We start from the raw sequence: 19,196 nt of genomic DNA, 5'->3' as shown, positions 1-19,196 counted from the left end.
ATTTTGCATTCTACATTTTACATTCTATATTCTGCATTCTGCATTCTGCATTTTACATTATAAAATCTCTTTCATCTTGCTTATGAGCCATAAGTTTTTTGTCTCTGATATAAATTTTTCCATGCTGAAGTTTAAATCCATTTTTTCCGCTTTGGAGTAAGGCGAGAACTCTGCCTTGATGAGCAGTTTCATTCCTGCAATAAATTCCTTTCCTACGGTTTTATAGCTTTCAGAGACTTTTTTATTTTCTTTGAGGAAATGAGAAAATGCATCAATTGAATAATTAAGACTCTCAAGATAAGCACCCGAACTTTTTGCAAGCTCGTAATAATTTTTGAGCATCATAAGTTTCATATCATAGGTAAAAACCTCGTTTTCAAATTTGAAGCCGGAAATAAAATCAATCGATTTCAGATACTCACCTCTGTAATGCGTAAGATAAGCATAGGAATACAAGCGCATATTTTCTTTAATATCGGGATTGGTTTTTTCCAAGTACTCCTCTATATATTTTTCAGTCCAGTCAGTATCGCCTGCATGAAGACCTGCAAGCATAAAAACTTTATATGAAGAAGGATGGATGTATTTTACGTCATCCGACGAGAAAAGTCCTTGCGAGAGAGCAAACTTAATAAATTCAAATTTCAGAGGTATGATATCTTCATTGAGATTCAGGGTGTAATAATTCAGAACGAATGTAAAATAATTCATTTTATTTCTATCATTCATAGTATCGAACGCATCAAAATAAACTTCATTCAGCTTCATATAAAGATGTTCAAATTTTTTATTTTTTAATAATGAGCAAAGCAGAATTACATCCAGCTTAATTCTTTTATAGTTGGGGTAATCGGTGCGTAGATTTTCGAGAAATACATCTAAATTAAAATTGTTCATTAGAAGTGAAAGCTGCTCGGTTTTCCTCTCTATATTATAGATGATGGAATTTACATTGAGACTATTGAGCAAATGCGATGAAAAATTAAACAGGAAGGAAAGAAGGTCTTCGCTCTGGCTTTCAATCACATTATATATTTCATAATTTTTATTTATTGAGCTTTTAAAATTACTATATAAATTTTTCAGAAGTATCACCTGAAGTTTTTTTGTAAATGAAGAATCAGAATTTTCTTCTTCCAGTAATACCTCCTCAGTTTTCATTTCACCCAGTTCATTTAATCCGCGGTTTGAATATCCTTCAATTAAAAGATACGAGGAATAAAATTTCATACTTTTCATTGCCATCAGAGTAATGTACTCATCAAGAGCTTTACTGAAATCGGAGTTTGCAGCCCTTAAAATTTTCGATTGTTTTCCTTCGGCATCATCTAATTTTCCGAAATATTTTTTTAAAAATTTTTCTTTGTTAATTTCAAATTCCGGATAATATTTGATGATGCAGTCATAATATTTCGTAAGGTCTCTTCCGGTACTGAAAATGGGGGAGTCAAGAAATTTTTTAAAGTTCTTTATATCTTTTTTATCGAATGTTCTAAGGATACTTATAATTTTTTCGTTCAAAAGCTGTTATTTTTTTTGTGCAAAAAGATATTTTTAAATATTATAGAAAACAATCTATTAATTTTGATTAGATAGGATTTAAATTTCAGTTTCCCGTGCTACTTTATTAAACTTCTCTTTGCATTACCTCATTCAGAAATAGTAAATTGCACTGTTAATAAACAAAGTGCGCAAACTGTGCACAATTAATAGAAATATTTTTTAAAATAAAAAAATCTGAATGAAACACTTTACATTACTTTTTTTGCTGTTCGTCTCAATTCAATCAGTCTTCTCCCAGACAGATAAAAAAGCCGGAACTTCATACTCCCAAATAATTGAAGCTCCTGCGCCGGACCCGGTAATAACTGAAATTGTAAAAAATATTGATATAGCCAGAGATAATAATGACGTGGTATCTAAATTATATTGGGAAGGAAAGCTTAATGAAATAACAAAACCGCAGATAATAAAGGAAACTACAGGTGTGTTTAATTTCAAAAGGGGAGAAGAAAACCAAGGCGCTTCTCAGATTATAAATCTATCAACTATAACGGGAAATAAAATTGTGGCTAATGCAATATCGCGTGAGAGGGTGCATGGAGATATTTATGCTGCAGTCGGAGTTTATGGAACAAATACACTTCCTGACACTTTGAAAATTTTCCGTTCATCTGATAACGGAATAACTTTCAATCTCTTGCTTAAATATACAAATCCAAGCCTGGCTATTCACAATAATAGTATAGATATTGAAGCGGTTTCCAATGGTGACTCTTCATATGCATTCGTAACTATGACATACACATCTACAGGCACTTCCAATTCGGCTATTTTACGGGTTCGGCAGGATGGGCATATGGAAAGTGGTATAATTTTACTTTCTAATGCAACAAAAAAATATACCAATATCCGAATTACAAGTGATAATGCCAGGTTTACCACTACAACGTACATTTATATTTCGGCTACTTTAGATTCCACCGGTGGAGGAACAAGAAGATTAAAATCCAAGCTATTAAGAGTCCTGAACCCTTTTTCTAGCGGTCTCTCAGTAACATCATCATATCAACAGCCCGTCACCGGACAATATGGTTATGGCTTTTCAGGCGCAGTACCTGATTCAGCTAAATTTGAAACCGATATTGCATATGTAAGTAGTACGGAGTCTGCTTCTACATTATGTACTGTTACAATTGCAAGCGGTGTTCCGAACGAATTTAATAATGGAAGAAGTTTATATTTTACAAAGGATGCTAATTTGGGAGCATTTGCGCCAATCTTATTTTTTGCGACAACTCCGGTGAGTTTAAAAGAAAGTCCGAGATTTGCTGCTACAGGTTACATGGATAATTCTGCTGTGGTTATATCAAGGAGTTTGTTCGATGGGAACGACTGGGATCCGCTTTATGCATACACTCAGGATATAACAATAGGAGCTCCTGTATTTGATTATGGTTATGTTCAACCTTCAGCATCTATAACGATGGGTGTTTCAGTAGCTGCGAATTACAGAGCTAAGGGTTCCTATTTATTTGCATTCAGCGAAAAATTTGATCAAATCTCAGGCAATATATACATCAGACCTTTTAAAGGCGGGCAATTAGGAGCTCAGTCAACAATGGTGATGGTCAATAATATTGCCGCAACTACTACATTGGGCTTACCGGATGTGGGATTCAGAAATGTGAATGACGATTCATGTTTAGTCATTTGGTCCGGGAGTCAGGGCATGGGTTCTTATGTATCGGGCGGATGCAGCGGACCTGTTATCGGCATACATCCATCTAATACATTAGCTGAGCGATATCATTTATCTCAGAACTATCCTAATCCGTTTAATCCTACAACAAATATTAATTATGAAATTCCTGCCAGAGAATTTGTAACTCTAAAAATTTATGATGTTCTGGGAATGGAAGTAATGGAGCTTGTGAATGAAATTCAGCAGGCAGGAAATCACAGCGCAACATTCGATGCGAAGAGTCTGCCAAGCGGAACATATTTTTATAAGCTCAGCACGGATAAGTTTAGCGATGTTAAAAAGATGGTGGTAGTGAAGTAGAATTTATTAACCACCCCCTGCCCCCTCCTTGAAAAGGAGGGGAGTTGATTTTTGAAAATACTGAGTGATGTTAAGAAGATGGTGGTAGTGAAGTAGCAAGTTTGTAAGGTTTGTAAAAAATATGTCTTTCCCTCCTTTACAAGGAGAGCCTGTCCCGCCTAAGGCGGGAGGGACTGAGGGGGCGGTATCAACCAAGTATAAATTTTTTAAAATTAGTTTTGCAAAGTTTCCCTCATTTACAAGAAGAGCCTGTCCCGCTAAAGACGGGAGGGAGGGATTGAGGGGCTGAAAGTCCGCCGTGGCGGAGCGGTATAAATGTAAGTTGGATTCTAATATTTATTACAGTTATTCTTTTTTTAGCCTTATCCTGCTTAAGCGGGATGAGGTTTTTTTATGAAAAATCTTTTCTAAATCCAATCCGATAATCCATACGTACTTCTATAAGCTACAAACTCCCTCATTTTCTTGAATAAGGAAGATGATATTGCTGAAGTAAGTTCTTTAATTTTTCCCGATATTTTTTAACAGAAATTTTTTACCAATTTGGACTGAAATTTTAATCAGAATTTTATAAATTGGCAAAGTAATTGCATTAGTTATAAGCAATGTTATCCAATTTTTATTAACATAGGGGGATAAACAATGCTGACAAATGTATATAAAATGTCTGGAAGCGCTTACTAAAAAGAAAGCTTCAAAGGCTTCAAAGTACTAAGTACATAGATTGCATTATTTATTTTCTTCCAATACGTTAATTTTATTGGGAAGCGTTTTGGAAGAAAATACTTATTTACTATCCCGCGGAACTATTTTCAGATAAAAGACTTTAATATATAGAATTTATTAATAGTTATATCAAATCACTCATCTTAATATTTCTTTTCCTTCTCACATTTTCAGTAACTGATACTTACTCTCAGACTAATACTGAGGTGAAGCTTCTTCAGGGCATCAACTATATCTATAATGTAAAATTTGATTCCGCGCATAAAGTGTTCGATGAAGTTATTGCCTCTAATCCGAACAAACCCGAAGGGTACTTTTTCAAAGCAATGACTGCCTGGTGGGCAATAAATATTGACCGCGATAATGATGCATTGTATGACGAATTTTACAAAAAGGTTGACAAAGTTGAAGAAGTATGTGATAAGCTTCTTGATAAAAATGATGAAGATGCTGATGCTCTCTTTTATAAAGGGGGAGCAGTGGGCTATCGCGGACTTGTGTACAGCCTGAAGGATAGCTGGCTAAAAGCTGCGCAGGATGGCAAGACGGCTCTTAATCTTTTAGATAAGGCAAATGAGATAAATCCGAACAACCCCGATGTCAAATTCGGGCTTGGAATATACAATTATTTTGCTGAGTTCGTACCCGATAAGTATCCTATAATTAAGCCGCTTATGATAATCTTTCCAAAGGGAGATAAGCTTAAGGGACTTGCGCAGATAAAAGAAATTTCAATGAACTCCAGATATGCCAGAACGGAAGCAAAATTCATTTTAGCTTACCTCTACTCCATATACGAAAAAAATTACTCAGAATCTCAGTTTTACTCACAGGAACTTGTGATTTCATACCCGAATAACGCTTTTTTCAGACAGCTGCTTTGCCGCAGCTTCATAGGACTCTCAAACTGGGAATCTGCAATTAGCGGATGGGAAAAAGTGGTGCAGCTATGTGACTCCAATATCTTTGGATTTAACGAAAAACTCCGCCGTGAAGCACATTATTACTTAGGCGTAAGTTACTTAGGTCAAAGGAAGTTATCCGATGCTGAAAAGAATTTGCTCAAAGCTGAAGAACTGAGCCGGAAAGTGGATAAGGAGTCGACCGAAATCGCTGCGGACGGCTGGCTAAAGCTTGGGATGACTTACGATTTAATGGGAGATAAGGCTAAGGCTGATATTTATTACGATAAAGTGCAAAATCAGAGCGGATTTGCAGGTTTAAAAGAGCAGGCTGAGAGGTTCAAAAGGGATAGGTACAGATAGTGCGATTCCGGCTCAAAATCGCAAAAGTTACGCGAAAATTTTGAAAGTGAAAATAAATAATTATTAATACTTGTATTTATTTCTGCATTATGTAAAGTTGAAAATATTTAACTGATTTTACAATATTTATTTGAACGAAAACCGGACTTTTTCATAATTATTTTAATAAATTCTTACCTTCTTCTTTATCCCCATCTTCCTGCCTTATCGCCTCCATCCTTGCGCGTTCTTCTTCCTCTTCTTTCAGGCGTTTCTGATACTCTTCTTCATCAATTTCAAATTCCTCTCCGTTAGCGTCAAAGCCGCTTATATTAGTTTGCATCCTTCTGGAAATCCTGAAGACTTCAAATATTGAAAACGGAATCAGCGGTATAGAGATATAATAAAAATAAAAATAAATTTCCTGCAGAAGCCAGTTCACAAGAAGGATATTTATAAAGCTCCACCCGCAGACAAGCAAGAACCTCCTGAACGTAATAAGATAAATATATCTGAAATAAAAATATAAGATAACGGCTAAGAACCAATAGACTGATAGAAACGGAATGAGGTCGTATGTCAAGTGAAGCTTATCGGAGAGCGCAAATGCAGTCATGTACCAGGCGTAATAAAGCGATGCCATTACAATATAAATTCTCGTAAGCCAGTAGAGTCGAATCATACATCAAAGATATTGAAAACTTATCACTGATTATACTGATAAAAACTTCAATCGCGGATTACACTGATTAAGTATGATTGATATATCCGGAGTCTCATCATTTAATGAAACTTCGTTTCATTATTCTTTTTGTCTTGATACAAAAAGAACCAAAAAAATCAATCCGCTTAGGCGGACTATAAATTTCCCTAAAAATCACTCCGAAAATCGCGCTCGAAGTAAACTCGCTTCGCTTCGCTCGCTCAAACAAACTTCTCGCTAGCGATTGTTCTCGTGATTTTCTTAATCCCGCATCAAGTGCGGGACAAGCTCCAAATTTATAAGGCCGGATTTTGTTTAAATCTGTTCCCCTCTCCCGCTAAAGCGGGACTTGATAATTGGTAGCTTACCAAGGAGCGGGTACTTGTCCCGCAGTTTTTTTTGCGGGAGGGGTGGTTTAACGTGGGATGTGTTAGTACAAATCTTTATGGTTGTTTTTCAGGACTCGCTAAAGCGGGACGGGGGAACCAACAACGGCGGGAAAAAACTCCTCCCTTGAGGGAGGTGTCGAGCCTACGGCGAGACGGTGGGTGTCCGTTCAAACACCCCTCCCGACCTTCGGTCGGACTCCCCTCAAGGGGAGAGTTTGTTTATCTCATTCCCAACTGCCTGTCCCTACTTGGCGGATCCCCGTAAGGTAAGTGATTTTCATATCCTTGTGGTTGCTGGTCAGGAGACCAACAACGGCGGGAAATTCAGCTTGTAATAATACTCTCCGACTGGCAACGAGCTGCCATTAAATTCATTTTTTGTGCGTAAAAATACTTATTTTTTGAGAAAATTCGCACAAAATTCTCTGTTTGTACATTGTATTAACATATAGGATGTATTACTTTCCGCAAGAAGGGGAAAATTGGGCAAAGAATATCCTTTCGATTATACATCTCGTATATTTTTACATTTATAAACTTTTTGCATCTATCAGTATCCTGCTTCAAACTCTAAATTGAAACGATGCCTCTTAAGAAATTATCCGATCTATATCACAAAAAAATAAAAATTTTATTAGTTGAAGATTCACCTGCCGATGCAGAAATTATCGGGCGTGAACTTAAAAAAAGCGGACTTAACTTTACTATCAGCGTAGTCCATACTAAAGCTGATTATATAAATGAATTAAAAGAACCTCCCGATATAATTCTTTGTGACCACTCTCTTCCGGATTTCAATTCTATAGAAGCTCTGGAAATAGTTCAGGAAAAAAATTTAAAGATTCCATTTATATTAATTACGGGAGCTATCAGTGAAGATTTTTCTATTCAGATAATTAAAAAAGGCGGAACTGATTACATCATAAAGGACAGAATAACAAGGCTGCCCTCAGCTATAGCTAATGCTTTAGAAAAATACAGAATACAGAAAGAGCTTTCAGATTATATCGAAGTAGAAATTTCTAAAGAAAAGATTGAAAATGACAGGGATGTTCTTTCTAAGCTGGAGATGGGAGCCATAATAGATTCCTCACCTAATCATATTGCTTTGCTTGATAGTGACGGAACAATTATAGCTGTAAATAAAGCCTGGAAAGAATTTGCAGAGCAAAACAAATTAGAGGATTTCAATTACGGCTTAGGAAAAAACTATATCCATATTTCACAGAATGCGCTGGGCTCTGATAAAAAAATTGGAGAAAAAGCAGCCGAAGGAATAAAAAATATTTTAGGAGGTTCTATCGATAAATTTTCATTAGACTATCCGTGCAATACTCCAAAAGAAAAATTATGGTTTCGTTTGATTGTTTCTCCGTTAAAAATTGGAAATTCAAACGGAGCAATGGTGATGCATCAGAATGTATCTGAAATGAAATTTGCCGAGCTTGAACTAACACGCACAGAAAAAAAATATCAGACACTCGTTGAAAACGCAGGAGATATAATTGCATTATTAAGCGCTGAAGGAATTATAGAATATGTAAGTCCCTCAATAAAAATACTCGGCTATGAGCCGAAGGAATTGATTGGTAAAAATTTTACATTCAGTACGCATCCGGATGATGAAGTAAAAAAGGGAGATATATTTGATGAACTGCTAAAGGCTCCCGATAAAGAGATAAGCAGCATTCACAGAATTCAGCATAAAGACGGAAGTTATAAATGGCTGGAAGGAATAAAAATAAATAAACTTCATGATGAAAATATAAGAGCAATTGTTGCAAACTTCAGGGATATAACTGAGCGTAAGGAAGCAGAGCTAAAACTTGCAAATGCCTACCGGCTTTATTATTTCATAAGCCATATAAATCAGGCAATTATTCATAATCAAAATGAGCAGGACTTATTTGATGCAGTGTGCGAGATAGCAATCAATCAGGGTAAACTGAAAATGGCATGGATAGGACTGACAGAAAATGAAAAGGGAATTATAAAAATGCGTGCACAGTGCGGGGCATCGCAAAATACCCGCGAAATTTTAGCAAGGTATAAGTACAGTCCGGGCGGCCCTATAGACAGAGTATTGAAAGGCGCCGACTACAGTGTAATAAATGACATTAAGAAAGAATACAAAAGCGCATGGAAAAATTTCGGAAGGGAAGAGCAGTTTAATTCAGCCATCACACTTCCAATAAAAAAATCGGGACAGGTAATAGGAATCTACAGTCTGTATTATCCTGAAGTGAATTATTTTGATGAGGCGGAAATAAATCTGCTCACAGAGGCGGCCGGTGATATTTCTTTTGCGCTGGATGTGATGGAAAAGAAAAGGCTGCATGAAATTGCCGAGAAAAAAGTTGCCGACAGCGAAAAAACTTTGAAAGTGGCGCAGGCAATTGCTCACGTAGGCAGCTGGGAAATAGATGTTGCAAAAGGAATTTCAATATGGTCAGAGGAATGCTGCAGGATTTACGGAGTATCTCCCAAAAATAATGTTCATACATTTGAAACTTGGAAAACATTTATTCATCCGGATGATCTGGAATTTGTGTTAAAAACTTTTGACGAAGTTGAGCCGACTTTAACAAATATCTCTTTGAGTTTCAGAATTGTAAGACCGGACCGAACTGAAAGATATTTATTCTCACAGTTACAGTACACATTGAATGAAGAGGGAGCTATAACTTCAGTGACGGGAGTAGTGCATGATATTACGGAACGCTATATAGCTGAGCAGGAAAAAGAGTTTACCAAAAACAATCTTGCTGCGCTTATAAACAGCACAACAAATTTAATGTGGAGTGTAGATACTAACTTTAAATTAATCACTTCAAACTATACAAACGATGAAGCGGTAAAGAAAATATTTGGTAAGGATTTAAAACTAGGAGAAAGTATCCTGAAGGTTTTTCCCAATGAAAGAATGATGAAACGCTATAAAAAACATTATGAGCGCGCATTTTCAGGAGAGAGATTTACTGAGGTAGAATTTTTTGAAAGTCCTGAGAAAGTCTGGCTGGAAATTTCATTTTATCCGATGCTGGATGCAGGCAAAGTGATCGGTACTGCATGCTTTGCGCAGGATATAACGCAAAGAATTCTTGCCGAGGAAGAAAAGGAAAAGCTTACCAAGGATATTTTTCAGCGCAATAAAAATCTTGAGCAATTCGCCTATATCATTTCTCATAATCTCAGAGCGCCTGTTGCCAATATACTGGGATTTGCAGAAGAGCTTAGCGATGAAACATACGGCGAAGAGGATAAGAAAATCTTTCTGGAGGAAATGCTCTCGGGAGTAAAAAGACTTGACCGTGTTATAAAAGACCTCAATGAAATTCTTCATTTGAACAAAGAAGCAGATTCTCAAAAAGAAGAAATATTTTTATCTCAATTAGTGCATTCAATAAAAACTAGTATTGTTAATCTTTTAGCGAAGGACCAAGTCGAAATAAAAACAAACTTCCATGATTTAAAAAAGATAAATACTTTAAAAAGTTACCTTTACAGTATTTTTCAGAATCTTATAGTGAACAGCATAAAGTATAAAAAGCCGGGAGTTACTCCCGAAATAACAATAACCTCCGGGATAAGGGACGGGAAGGCGATTCTTACGTTTAGTGATAACGGCACAGGAATTGATTTAGACAGGAAAGGTGACCAGGTGTTCGGTTTGTATAAAAGATTTCATCCGGATATAGAAGGCAAGGGAATGGGTTTGTTCATGGTGAAATCACAGGTAGAAAATTTAGGTGGAAGTATAAAGGTTCACAGTAAAATTAATGAAGGCACAACATTTGAAATTGAGCTTCCTTTATAAAAGCTTTCGTTTAAAAAATTCTATTAATAATATTTATGAAGAATTTACAAAATGTAATAATTGTAGATGACGATCCGTCTAACAATCTCCTCTGCAAGACAATAATTAAAAGGGTGTATCCGGATGCGGAGATAAAATCATTTCTGAAAGCCGAGGATGGTTTAGTTTTTATTGCTGAAAATTATTCTGATGCCGCAGCGGTAAATCCTTCAAACATTTTTCTGGATATAAATATGCCGCTGATGAACGGATGGGAATTTCTGGATGAGTTTGAAAAATTTCCGGATTTTATAAAAACGCAGTTCACAATTTATATGCTGTCCTCTTCTATAGATGATTCCGATAAGGAAAGAGCCGCAGCAAATGAACTTGTAACAGGGTTCATTTCAAAGCCGCTCAGCAGAGAGATTATTTCACGTTTGTTTGGGTGAGTGGAGTTATTTCTTTTCTCTTCCTACAGTGGGAATTGATAATTGACAGCTTCGCAGCAAAGGGAAACGCTTACTTAATTAGCATCATCTTTTTCGTTTCAGAAAAATTATCTGAAGTCAGCTTGTAATAATACACTCCGCTTGGTAATGCGGTTGCGTTGAAATTTATTTTGTACTCACCTGCGTTTAAATTTTCATTAACAAGCTCAGATACTTCTCTTCCGTTTATATCATAGACTTTAAGATTGACAAAATTATTTTTCGGAATTTGAAAATTTATTGTGGTATTGGGATTGAACGGGTTGGGATAATTTTGTGATAGAGAGAATTTATCGGGAATACGTGAAGAAATCGGAGAAATACCGATTGCATCTGATATACTTCTTCGAATAAGGCCTGCATTGCCTATTGAAGCAAATATGTATTCAGAATTATTCCAAATATTATTTACGTTTATGTTTGCAGCGGCAGAATAAATTGAAATCCATGTGTTTCCGAAATCGGAAGATTTATAAACAGCTGTACCTGAATTTGCAAAAATGTAATTGTTGTATGAAATAATTTTTGTGAATGGAGAACTATACTGTTCCTGAAAAACTTTTGTCCAGTTTATGCTGTTTCTGTTTGTTCTGTATATTCCGGAATTTGTTGCAGCAAATAAAAAATCGCCTGCAGATGTAACAGCATTTGAATTCAGGTTAGTAAGACCGTTATTTATCTGAGTTAAAATATATGAAGAGGAGCATTTATAAATTCCATCGGATTGTGAGCTTATAAAAAATTCATTGCCGCTTTTATAAATATGGTTTAAGACAGAGTTTAAATAAAATGTAGAGAAGTTTAATGTATTATCATCGTGATAGACAAGAAGATAATTATCGCTTAAAAATAAAATATCTTCGTTATTTATTTCTCCGAGATAAGTGCTATACGAATAAGACTGAAGTCCGTTAAACCAGTTCACTCCGCCATTTGAAGTTCGTAAAATTGTATAATAAGAATTACTGACAGGAATAAATATCCTGCTTGAGTTTTTTTTGATTAATGAATTAGCAGGATAATATCCGTTGTTTGCATAGCCGTCGAAGTTTAGTGTCCATTGGTCACCGTTAGTTGTAGTTTTGTAGATAATTCCGTAAATAGTGCAATACAATTCGCTGCCGTAAATGTTAACAGAGTTAAAAAGAATATTAATGATGTTCTTATTTCTGCTTTGCCAAGTTGAACCTCCGTCAGATGAATACATTATACCATTAGTATTTGCAAGAAATATATTATTTCCATCTGAGCATGAGCTATATCTCGGATAAATATTATTTGTAATCGGAGAAGTTGAAGGAGTAAAGTTCAATCCGGAATTAGTGCTTTTATAAATAAAATTCTGATAGCTTACAAAAAGATTCAGGGAATCAGAAAAAATGGTAATTGGATAATAGGCAGAAGGATATGGTTTTGGCAGAGTAACCCAGTGAGTAGAATCTAAATGGCATTTATATATTCCATTAAAATCCAGAGCATATATATAATTATCTTTGAAACAATAATCGGCATAGTCAGTGTAGGAAGAATGACCAATTCTGCTCCAGCTCTGTCCTTCATTAGTAGATTTATACAAAACTCCGGTCAGTTTAACGTACAGGATATTATTATATTTTTTAATTTCAGAAATATTCGGATAATTTAGTCCTGAAGTAATATCTACCCATTGATTTCCTTGTAGAATAAAAATGCCGATATATGTTCCCACGAGCAACTTGCCGTTTATTGAACTGACACAATTTGCAAATGGAGTTATTAAAGCCGGGCTAAAGGAACTCCAGCTGCTTCCGAAATCAGTCGAACGGAAAATTCCTTTGCCATAAGACGCGGCATAAATGTCGGTTCCAATTTCAGTGATATCAAGTATATTAATTATCGAAAATCCGTTATTAGATTCTTCCCAGTCAAGCCCGTTATCAGATGAGCGGAACAGACCGTTACCATCGGTGACTGCAAATAAATAATGTGAAGTCTTTATTACTTTTGAAACTCTTCCTCCAGATAATCCCGAGATTTTTGTCCATTGCGCAAAAGAGGGAACCGAGGCAAGGAGGAAAATTATTATAATAAATTTTCTCATAAGCTTTTGTATAAACAAATATCAGATAAATTCACTTTAAAAACAAAGACTTTTTTAGCGAAAAAACAACAAAATAAGCTATTGATAATAAAAGATATACAGTGAATTTAGTAAATTGGATTTATGTTCGTTCCGAAGCCGGAGCATCGGAACGAGAGGATGTATGATAACTTTTAAACCACTTCTCCCGCAAAAGAACTGCGGGACAAGTACCCCCTCCTTGAAAACGAGGAGAACACTCATAGCTCATAACTCATAACTCATAGCTCATAGCTCATAACTCATAACTCATAGCTCATAGCTCATAACTCATAACTTTAATCTCCCTTGAATATCTAAGGATATTTGCTTATTTTTACTAATAAAATCTAACTAGAAAGAGGTAATTTCTTTGTTCAAAGTCATCATTCAGGAAGGCGAATCTATCGATAAGGCACTTAAAAGATTCAAGAAAAAATATGAAAAGTCAGGAATCTTAAAAGAATTCAGACGCAGAATGTTTTTTACTAAGCCATCTATTGAAAAGAAAATGGATCTAGAACGCGCTATTAGGAAAACTAAAAGAATAATAGCGGAAGAAAATAATTAATCCAATACGTTGAATTAATTAGATGTAAATTTTTACCCGCCATTACTATTTTGAGTATAGGCGGGTTTTTTTATTTTTGGAAACGAACGGTTCTCATTCCCAAACTCCGTTTGGGAATGCATATTCCGCGAAACTCCGTTTCGCAGTGAAACAGAGTTTCACGGTATAGTTCCGTCCCAAACAGGAGTTTGGGACGGAGAATAATATTAAAGTTAACCACCCCCTGCCCCCTCCTTGAAAAGGAGGGGGTTATGCGGGGATAAATTTTTATCCACGGCTTGAAAGCCGTGGCAATTGAATTCATAACAACATCCGGGGGCAAACAATTTTGGAAGTAAACAAAAAAGCGAAAATTAAACCTTACATAAAAAAAGGAGAAATCAAAAAAAGGATTTCTCAGCTTGCGAAGAAAATCAATAAAGACTACAAGCATAAAAAACCGATTTTCATAGGCATACTTAACGGCTCATTTATTTTTATTGCCGACCTTGTGCGCGAGATTGAAGTCGAATGCGAAATAGATTTTCTTAAGCTCTCAAGCTACGGTGACAGCAAAATTTCTTCGGGACAGGTAACTCTCCTGAAAGACCTTAACTGCGAAGTCGAAGGTCAGGATATTATCGTTGTTGAAGATATCGTAGATACGGGACTCTCTGTAAAGTTTATCCGCGACTTAATCATGACAAAGAAACCAAAATCAATAAAATTCGTTACACTCTTATACAAGAAGGATATAGCCAAATTAGATTTCAAAATTGACTACATCGGGTTCAAGATAAAGAATGATTTCGTAATAGGTTACGGTCTTGATTACGCCCAGAAATATAGGAATTTAAATGGCATTTTTGTGTTATAATAAAAGAATTAAATTTTAATACTAATCAATTTTAATGGATAACAATAAGAACAAGAAAAAATCAGGCAATGATGATTTTAACTGGAGCCGTGTCTTCAGAATCGTTCTCGGCTGGAGCGCAATATTAATTGGGTTCTTTCTGATAATGATTTACACGAAGGGCTCAGAAGGAAAGTATTCCGATGTATCATTTGACGAATACCAGAGATTACTTCGTGACAAAAAAATAGAGAGCGCAGTTATCAAAAAGAATGATAACAACTACGAATTCCTCGGCAAGCTGAAAGGCAATGAGCCGGTAAACGTAGGCACACGCACATTCACAACTGATAAAATTACAGTATTCCTCCCATATACAAATGTAGATGACAATTTTATAAAATCCCTGAATGAAGCAGGCGTGAAATTCTCCGTTGAAAAAGATGACGGCGGATGGCTCGGACCTCTTCTCGGCGCAGTGCCGTGGATACTTATAATTGTATTCTGGATTTTGATTATGCGCAGAATGCAGTCAGGCGGAGCAGGCGGCTCGCGAAATATTTTCTCTTTCGGAAAATCAAAGGCGAAGATGCTGAACGAATCTGCAATCAAAGTTACATTCAACGATGTAGCGGGAGCAGATGAAGCTAAGCAGGAACTTTCTGAAATAATAGACTTTTTAAAATCACCGGGCAAGTTCCAGAAGCTCGGCGGTAAAATCCCGAGAGGCGTACTTTTATTAGGCCCTCCCGGAACAGGTAAGACTTTACTTGCCCGTGCAGTAGCAGGCGAGGCAGGCGTTCCGTTCTTTTCAATCTCAGGTGCAGACTTCGTAGAAATGTTTGTAGGCGTTGGCGCATCGAGAGTAAGAGATTTATTCGAGCAGGGAAAGAAACACGCTCCATGTATAATTTTCATAGATGAAATTGATGCAGTAGGTCGTCACCGCGGCGCTGGTATGGGCGGCGGACATGATGAAAGAGAGCAGACATTAAATCAGCTCCTTATCGAAATGGACGGCTTTGAACAGAACAATGGTGTAATAGTTATCGCTTCCACAAACAGACCTGACATTCTTGATCCTGCGTTGTTAAGACCGGGAAGATTTGACAGACAGGTAGTTGTAGATAGACCTGACGTGAAGGGAAGAGAAGGAATTTTAAAAGTTCATACAAGAAAAATTCCGCTATCGAAAGATGTTAAGATTGAAACGATTGCAAAAGGCACTCCCGGATTTTCAGGAGCTGACCTTGCAAATCTTGTAAACGAAGCAGCGCTTCTTGCTGCAAGAAACAGCAAAGATGTTGTAAGCATGCGCGAACTTGAAGATGCGAAAGATAAAGTTATGATGGGTACGGAAAGAAAGAGCATGATAATTTCCGATAAAGAAAAATTAACGACTTCATATCATGAGTGCGGTCACGTTATAGTTGCACGAATGATTCCTGAAGCTGACCCTGTGCATAAAGTTACAATCATTCCGAGAGGAAGAGCATTAGGCGTAACAACTTATCTTCCGATGGATGAAAAGCACAGCTACTCCAAAGAGCATATCGAAGCAGTTATTGCATACGCTATGGGCGGCAGAGCAGCAGAGAAAATAATTTTCAACGAGCTTACTACCGGCGCAAGCAATGATATAGAACGCGCAACGGGAATGGCAAGAAGAATGATATGTGAATTCGGTATGAGTGAAAGATTAGGGCCTGTAGCTTACGGACAGAAACAGGAAGAAGTATTCCTAGGCCGTGAAATGGGTTCGCATCACAACAGGGATTACAGCGAATCAACACAGATCATAATTGATGAAGAGGTGAAGAGAACTGTTCAGGCAGGCATGACAAGAGCAGAAAAAATATTACGTGATAACATCGAAGTGCTTCATAAGATGTCACATATATTAGTTGAGAGAGAAATTCTTGATGCAGAAGAAATTGATAAGATAATGCGCGGAGAGGAATTGCCTCCGTTCATTAAGGAACCGATTCTTCCTGTAGCAGAGCAGGGAAAAGAAGCTAAGAAAGAAAAGATAATGAAGGACGATCCCGGCTTTTCAGGTAATGTAGCATTGGCGAATTAAAGAAAAGTAATGACAGCTGATAATATTAAAAATATTGATACTGAAAAGATAGCAAGGGAAGGTGAAAAGATTTATGAAAAAATTAAATCTGATTATGAACCTCATCTAATAGGAAAATTTTTAGCTATTGATACGGAAACCGGTAAAGTTTATTTAGGTGATACAAGTCTTCAGGCATCACAAATTGCAAGGAAAGATAAAGCTGAAACAATTTTTTATATCAAGAAAATAGGATTTGATGTTACTATGGAATATCCGGGATTTTCAAGCCGTTATTTGAAGAGCATTAAATGATTAAAGGCTTTTTCCATGGTAATCTTGCTTATATTAATTTAGATGTTTCATGGGGCACTACTTCTCTTGAGGAGACTTTTCTGATTGATACGGGTTTTGCAGGAGGAATTATGATTTCACCTATTCTTGCAGCACAATTAGCTTTAGATATAACTGAAACTAGAAATGTAAGGTTAGCGGATAATTCAGTTGCAAATATGATGGCTGCTTCGGCAGTTATTAATATTGAAGGAGAATTCAATTTAATCGAAGTATTTATATCGGATGGTTTACCAATAGTAGGAATGGATTTTTTTATTTTGTTTGGATATAAATTAATTGTAGACTGCAAGGAAAGAAGAGTTACTTTAGAAAAATAGTTTTCAAAAATGTTTCAAGCGGTTCCGTAATGTATTTTTCGGAATCGCTTTTTTTATGTACTCATTTAAAAGAGTAGCCAAAAAGAGTTGTATAGATAAATGGAATCAGGAAAAAAGCTGGATATAAAAAATGAATTCTTGAGGAAGTCGATTCACATCGGGTATTCTGCTGTTCCTATTTTTTATTTATTCACAACAAAAGAAGTAATAGTTACGATAACGATAATCCTCAGCGTTTACATGATTGCTCTGGATCTGCTAAGAATAAAATGGATATGGCTGCGTGATTTATATCTTAAAGTACTTGGAAAGATCTTACGGAATCACGAAACAGATAATTCAAAGTCGTTATTCACGGGCGGTACGTATATAGTTCTTTCTTCGCTGTTCTGTTTTTTATTTTTTGAAAAACACGTTGCAATAAGCGGAATGCTTATTACAACTTTCGGCGATACGGCAGCAGCTTTGTATGGAAAATATTTTGGCAGGATAAAAGTTTTTGATAAGACGCTCGAAGGCAGCATTGTATTTTTTATTACGGGACTTATAATACTTTTTTTCATGGGGATGCTCAGCGGATTATTTTTAATTCCTGCATTAATTGCGCTGGCAATTACTGTAACACTTGAGCTTATGCCTATTCCTATTGATGATAATATTTTAATCCCTGTTTCGTTTTGTGTAGTCTTTAATGCAGTGAATATGATTCTTGGTCGCGGATGCCTCTGTTAGTAAAAAGTATAAAGTAGTAAGTATAAAGTAACAGAAATAATAATTCATCCCGCTAAAGCGGGATTTCGTTTCACTCAATAATTCTAAATTCATAATTCATAATTATAAAAAATGTCTTTAAGATGCGGTATAGTAGGACTTCCGAATGTAGGAAAGTCAACATTGTTTAATGCTTTAACCTCTTCACAAAATGCAGAGGCGGCAAATTATCCTTTTTGTACAATCGATCCTAACGTCGGAACAGTTATCGTACCCGATGAAAGAATCGATAAGCTTGTTGCATTATATAATCCTAAAAAAATAATTCCGTCAACGATTGAGTTCGTTGATATAGCGGGACTTGTAAAGGGCGCTTCAAAGGGCGAAGGGCTTGGCAATCAGTTCTTATCTCACATAAGAGAAGTTGATGCAATTATTCATATTGTCAGATGCTTTGAAGATGATAACGTTATTCACGTAGAGGGAAAAGTAAATCCCGCCGATGATATTGAAGTTATTGAAACAGAACTTATACTAAAAGATCTTGATACAACTGAGAAGGGAATAGAGAGAACATCAAAAGGTTTGAAGTCAGGCGATAAAAAAATAAAAGCTGCAGTAGATGTACTTACAAGATTGAAAGAACATTTATCCGGCGGAAGACTTGCAAAATATTTTACGAATGAATTAGATAACGAAGACGATAAAATCACAATCCGTGACTTGCATCTTCTAACCGATAAGCCGTTTTTATATGTTGCAAACGTAGATGATTCAAGCTCGAAGGGAAATAAATATTCAGATGTAGTAAAAGAAATCGCTGCAAAAGAAGGCGCTAACTTTATGACGTTGTCAGTACAGATTGAATCTGAAATTTCCCAATTGGAAACCAAAGAAGAGAAAGCGGAATTTTTAAAGGAGTTGGGACTTGAAGCATCAGGTCTTGACAGACTTATAAGAGAAGCATATTCATTATTAAATTTAATCACATACTTCACGGCAGGGGAGAAGGAACTGCACTTATGGACAATCCATAAAGGCACAAAAGCTCCGGCAGCAGCGGGAGTAATTCACACCGATTTCGAAAAAGGATTCATCCGCGCAGAGGTTATAAAATGCAAAGACATTCTTGAATATAAAACTGAAGCAGCTGTTAAAGAAAAAGGATTACTGCACGTAGAAGGAAAAGATTATGTGTTTGAGGATGGCGATATTGCGAATTTTAGGTTCAATGTCTGATTTAGTTGTCCGTTGCTAGTTGTTCGTTGTCAGAAAACTTTAACTCCTTTCGGATTTTTCCGGAAGGAGTTTTTTTTTATTCACAAGTTCCCCCC

14 protein-coding genes are annotated in these 19,196 nt (G+C 36.2%); 11 read left to right on the top strand and 3 right to left on the bottom strand.

Features of this window, described 5'->3' with window-relative positions; translation table 11 throughout:
• Positions 1-57: 57 nt before the first annotated feature.
• Positions 58-1,521, bottom strand: a complete 1,464-nt coding sequence (locus JST55_14245; GenBank protein MBS1494671.1) for a hypothetical protein — start codon at positions 1,519-1,521, stop codon at positions 58-60.
• A gap of 220 nt (positions 1,522-1,741) precedes the next feature.
• On the opposite strand from JST55_14245, the gene JST55_14240 reads away from it, so the two are divergent.
• Complete coding sequence (locus JST55_14240) at positions 1,742-3,565, top strand: T9SS type A sorting domain-containing protein (protein ID MBS1494670.1); 1,824 nt, start codon at positions 1,742-1,744, stop codon at positions 3,563-3,565.
• A gap of 932 nt (positions 3,566-4,497) precedes the next feature.
• Positions 4,498-5,556 (top strand): hypothetical protein, encoded by a 1,059-nt coding sequence (locus JST55_14235; protein ID MBS1494669.1) that lies wholly within the window; start codon positions 4,498-4,500, stop codon positions 5,554-5,556.
• A 157-nt stretch (positions 5,557-5,713) separates the two neighbouring features.
• Here JST55_14235 and JST55_14230 read toward each other — a convergent pair whose 3' ends face one another.
• Positions 5,714-6,217 (bottom strand): hypothetical protein, encoded by a 504-nt coding sequence (locus tag JST55_14230; GenBank protein MBS1494668.1) that lies wholly within the window; start codon positions 6,215-6,217, stop codon positions 5,714-5,716.
• Between the two features lie 993 nt (positions 6,218-7,210).
• Here JST55_14230 and JST55_14225 point away from each other — a divergent pair.
• Together JST55_14225 and JST55_14220 are read left to right on the top strand one after the other, a co-directional pair.
• Positions 7,211-10,444, top strand: a complete 3,234-nt coding sequence (locus tag JST55_14225) for a PAS domain S-box protein (GenBank protein MBS1494667.1) — start codon at positions 7,211-7,213, stop codon at positions 10,442-10,444.
• A 35-nt stretch (positions 10,445-10,479) separates the two neighbouring features.
• Positions 10,480-10,875, top strand: coding sequence for a response regulator (locus tag JST55_14220; GenBank protein MBS1494666.1), 396 nt, complete (start codon positions 10,480-10,482; stop codon positions 10,873-10,875).
• A 70-nt stretch (positions 10,876-10,945) separates the two neighbouring features.
• Here JST55_14220 and JST55_14215 read toward each other — a convergent pair whose 3' ends face one another.
• Positions 10,946-12,994 carry a T9SS type A sorting domain-containing protein gene (locus JST55_14215; GenBank protein ID MBS1494665.1) on the bottom strand — a complete coding sequence of 683 codons (2,049 nt, stop codon included), beginning with the start codon at positions 12,992-12,994 and terminating at the stop codon, positions 10,946-10,948.
• 391 nt (positions 12,995-13,385) lie between these two features.
• Here JST55_14215 and rpsU point away from each other — a divergent pair, with 391 nt between their 5' ends.
• From rpsU to ychF, 7 genes are all read left to right on the top strand, one after another.
• On the top strand, positions 13,386-13,583 hold the full coding sequence (rpsU, locus tag JST55_14210) for a 30S ribosomal protein S21 (GenBank protein MBS1494664.1): 198 nt from the start codon (positions 13,386-13,388) through the stop codon (positions 13,581-13,583).
• Positions 13,584-13,893: 310 nt separating this feature from the next.
• Positions 13,894-14,439: a hypoxanthine phosphoribosyltransferase gene (hpt, locus tag JST55_14205; protein ID MBS1494663.1), complete on the top strand. Its 546-nt coding sequence runs from the start codon at positions 13,894-13,896 to the stop codon at positions 14,437-14,439.
• A gap of 34 nt (positions 14,440-14,473) precedes the next feature.
• Positions 14,474-16,498 (top strand): ATP-dependent zinc metalloprotease FtsH, encoded by a 2,025-nt coding sequence (gene ftsH, locus JST55_14200; GenBank protein ID MBS1494662.1) that lies wholly within the window; start codon positions 14,474-14,476, stop codon positions 16,496-16,498.
• Positions 16,499-16,507: 9 nt separating this feature from the next.
• Entirely contained in the window at positions 16,508-16,792 is a 285-nt protein-coding gene (locus tag JST55_14195; protein MBS1494661.1) for a hypothetical protein, read from the top strand.
• Positions 16,789-17,151, top strand: a complete 363-nt coding sequence (locus tag JST55_14190) for a hypothetical protein (GenBank protein ID MBS1494660.1) — start codon at positions 16,789-16,791, stop codon at positions 17,149-17,151. The genes JST55_14195 and JST55_14190 overlap by 4 nt, the downstream gene beginning before the upstream one ends.
• A 99-nt stretch (positions 17,152-17,250) precedes the next feature.
• Positions 17,251-17,883 carry a hypothetical protein gene (locus JST55_14185; GenBank protein ID MBS1494659.1) on the top strand — a complete coding sequence of 211 codons (633 nt, stop codon included), beginning with the start codon at positions 17,251-17,253 and terminating at the stop codon, positions 17,881-17,883.
• 111 nt (positions 17,884-17,994) lie between these two features.
• Positions 17,995-19,101 (top strand): redox-regulated ATPase YchF, encoded by a 1,107-nt coding sequence (gene ychF / locus JST55_14180; protein MBS1494658.1) that lies wholly within the window; start codon positions 17,995-17,997, stop codon positions 19,099-19,101.
• Positions 19,102-19,196 lie beyond the last annotated feature (95 nt).

Source organism: Bacteroidota bacterium (assembly GCA_018266835.1).
Lineage (GTDB): Bacteria > Bacteroidota > Ignavibacteria > Tepidaquicellales > Tepidaquicellaceae > JAFDZO01.
Note: the sequence above shows the minus strand (reverse complement) of the source record. Positions and strands in the feature narration are given on the sequence as shown.